At 64.3% G+C, this 2,769-nt stretch carries 4 protein-coding genes; all 4 read right to left on the bottom strand.

Annotated elements, in window-relative coordinates; genetic code table 11:
- Window positions 1–350, bottom strand: a 350-nt coding sequence (locus IC66_RS42680) for an FHIPEP family type III secretion protein (protein ID WP_038972085.1), incomplete at its 3' end; no start/stop codon positions are given.
- A gap of 279 nt (window positions 351–629) precedes the next feature.
- Window positions 630–932 carry a copper-binding protein gene (locus tag IC66_RS0126890; RefSeq protein WP_038949761.1) on the bottom strand — a complete coding sequence of 101 codons (303 nt, stop codon included), beginning with the start codon at window positions 930–932 and terminating at the stop codon, window positions 630–632.
- Window positions 933–948: 16 nt separating this feature from the next.
- Window positions 949–1,401 carry a cupredoxin domain-containing protein gene (locus IC66_RS0126885; RefSeq protein ID WP_038949760.1) on the bottom strand — a complete coding sequence of 151 codons (453 nt, stop codon included), beginning with the start codon at window positions 1,399–1,401 and terminating at the stop codon, window positions 949–951.
- A 32-nt stretch (window positions 1,402–1,433) separates the two neighbouring features.
- On the bottom strand, window positions 1,434–2,765 hold the full coding sequence (locus IC66_RS0126880) for a copper oxidase (RefSeq protein WP_028142202.1): 1,332 nt from the start codon (window positions 2,763–2,765) through the stop codon (window positions 1,434–1,436).
- Window positions 2,766–2,769: the final 4 nt, after the last annotated feature.

The following is a 2,769-nucleotide window of genomic DNA, read 5'->3' as shown; positions in this document are numbered from 1 at the left end:
GCGGCCGCCGTGCCCTCGTGTCCGTGCGACAGGATCAGCCGGGTCGAGGCCATGTTGAGCGACAGGCGCAGCATGGTCGAGATCAGCAGGATGGTCGGGAAGGCCGAGAATTCCAGCGGTGTCTGGATGAACAGCGAGGTCATCAGGATCAGGATCGAGAGCGTGATCGAGATCGCCAGGAACAGGTCCAGCACGATCGCGGGCAGCGGCAGGATCAGCACCACCAGGATGGTGAGGATGCCGAGCGCCAGCGCGATGTCGCCGCGCTTGAGGACGTTGACGATCTCGTTGAGGGAGGGAATCGAGGGCCTTGCGCTGCCTACGCCCTGTCCCGCGGTGACGTCGACCATGGTAGCTGCCTCCCCGCGCGACTGCCGTCCGCGCGCCCCAAATGTCTGCGCGGCGGCCGAAGGGCCGCCGTTCCGAAAGTGAGGCACCGCACTGGCGTCCACGGGAGCTCCCGTTCTACGCGGCTGACGACACTCGACTTCACCCGGCAATTCTTGCCGGGTGTATGGTTAGCAAAGGGTTAACGCGGGGGTGGGAGAGGGGCGGACCGGGGTGTTTCGGGAGCCAAGGTCGTCATTCCGGGTTCGCGCTGCGCGCGCCCCGGAATGACCGGGCAACCCCTACTTCGCCTTGTCGATCTTGGTCACCGTATACCCCGACGCCGCCTCCTCGGCCTCGAAGGTGACCTTGTCGCCGACCTTCACCTGCTTGAGCATCGCCGCATCCTTGACGCGGTAGACCATGGTCATGGGGTCCTCCATGCCGAGGCTCTTGGCCGGCCCATGCTTGAGCGTGATCTTGCCGGCGCCTTCGTCGACCTTCTTGACCTCGCCGCTGATCGCGGCGCCTTCGGCGGCGAGGGCAGCAGTGGTAAGGCCGACAGCCAGCGTCAGCGCTGCGGCAATGCGGATGATGCGGTTCATGGGAGGCTCCTTGTCGCTACTTCACGGTGACGTGGCCGACCATGCCGTAGTCGCGATGGTCGGGAATGAGGCACGAAAATTCGAACGTGCCGGCCTTGCTGAACTTCCAGAGGATCTCGGCCGTCTTGTTCGGTGCGAGCCTGACACCGTTGGGATCGTCGTGTTCCATGTGCGGATGCTTCTTCATCTCCATGGCATGCGCGAGATTCTCCTTGGGCGTGGCGAGCAGGAATTCGTGGTCTTCCTTGCCGACATTGCGCAGCACGAAGCGGACCTGTTCGCCGCGCTTGACCTCGATTTTGGCAGGCGCGTAGTCCATCTCGTTCAGCAGGATCTCGATGGTGCGCGCGGGCTTGTTCGGATTGCCGGGCTCGCCGGCCGAAAAACTCGCGTGACCGTGCTTGTCGTGAGCAAGGACCGGCGCGGTCAAAAGCGCCGCCAGCGCGAGGCCGAGTTTGATCGTCTTCATCGTTGTCTCCAGTTGGTGGTTCATCGAAACGCTCACATCTTCATCTTGTGCGTCGGCTTGCCCGGCTGCCGCACTGGTGCCGCATCGGGCGCCTCGACCTCGTAGGCGACGGTGCCTTGCGGAAACTTGTACGGGCCCGGATCGCGATAATCGTCGCGTGCGAGGTCCTCGCGGATCTTCATTACCGTGAACATGCCGCCCATCTCGATCGGGCCGAACTGGCCGGTGCCGGTCATCATCGGCAGCGTGTTGTCGGGCGCGGGCATCTCCATGTTGCCCATCGCCATGCCGGTCGAGCCCATCGCCATGCTGTCAGGCGCGAGCTTGCCGACCGCCTTGGCGAGGTCCTTGCGCGACACGCCGATCAAATTGCGCACCGCGTGTCCCATGGCGTTCATGGTGTGATGCGACTTGTGGCAATGGAACGCCCAGTCGCCGGGATTGTCGGCGAGCACGTCGAACACGCGCACGGCGCCGACCGGCACGTCGGTCGTCGTCTCCGGATATTGCGCGCTCTCCGGAATCCAGCCGCCATCGGTGCAGGTCACCGCGAAGCTGTGGCCGTGCAGATGGATCGGATGGTTGGTCATGCTGAGATTGCCGATCCGCACGCGCACCTTGTCGCCGAGCCTGACCGGCAGCGGATCGATGCCGGGAAACACCCGCGCATTCCAGGTCCACATGTTGAAGTCGGTCATCTCGTTGACCTGCGGCAGATAGGTGCCGGGATCGACGCGATAGGTGCTCATCACAAAGACGAAGTCGCGGTCGACCGGCCGGAAGTTCGGATCGCGCGGATGCACGACGACCATGCCCATCATGCCCATCGCCATCTGCACCATCTCGTCGGAATGCGGGTGGTACATGAAGGTCCCGCTCTTCCTCATCTCGAACTCGTAGACGAAGGTCTTGCCCGGCTGGATGTGCGGCTGGGTCAGCCCGCCGACGCCGTCCATGCCGCTCGGAATGATCATGCCGTGCCAGTGCACGGTGGTGTATTCGGGCAGGCGGTTGGTGACGAAGATGCGGACCTTGTCGCCCTCGACCGCCTCGATCGTCGGGCCCGGCGACTGGCCGTTGTAGCCCCACAGATTCACCTTCATGCCCTCGGCGAATTCGCGCACCACGGGCTCGGCGACGAGATGGAATTCCTTCCAGTCGCCGTTCATGCGAAACGGCAGCGACCAGCCGTTCAGCGTGACGACGGGGCGATAGTCGGGCCCGCTGACGGGATGCAGCGGCGGCTGCATCACCACCTTGTCCATGTGCGCAGCTTCCGGGATCGATGCCGCCTGCACGCGGCCCTGGACCGCGGATGCGCCGACGAGCGCGGCGGTGCCCAAAAATCCTCTGCGGGAAAACATGCCG

The organism is Bradyrhizobium genomosp. III (assembly GCF_000261705.1).
GTDB classification, from domain to species: domain Bacteria; phylum Pseudomonadota; class Alphaproteobacteria; order Rhizobiales; family Xanthobacteraceae; genus Bradyrhizobium; species Bradyrhizobium ottawaense.
Note: the sequence above shows the minus strand (reverse complement) of the source record. Positions and strands in the feature narration are given on the sequence as shown.

Coding starts and splice junctions, on each gene's coding strand:
- IC66_RS0126885 (WP_038949760.1), bottom strand. CDS start 1,401: ATGAAGACGATCAAACTCGGCCTCGCGCTGGCGGCGCTTTTGACCGCG.
- IC66_RS0126880 (WP_028142202.1), bottom strand. CDS start 2,765: ATGTTTTCCCGCAGAGGATTTTTGGGCACCGCCGCGCTCGTCGGCGCA.
- IC66_RS0126890 (WP_038949761.1), bottom strand. CDS start 932: ATGAACCGCATCATCCGCATTGCCGCAGCGCTGACGCTGGCTGTCGGC.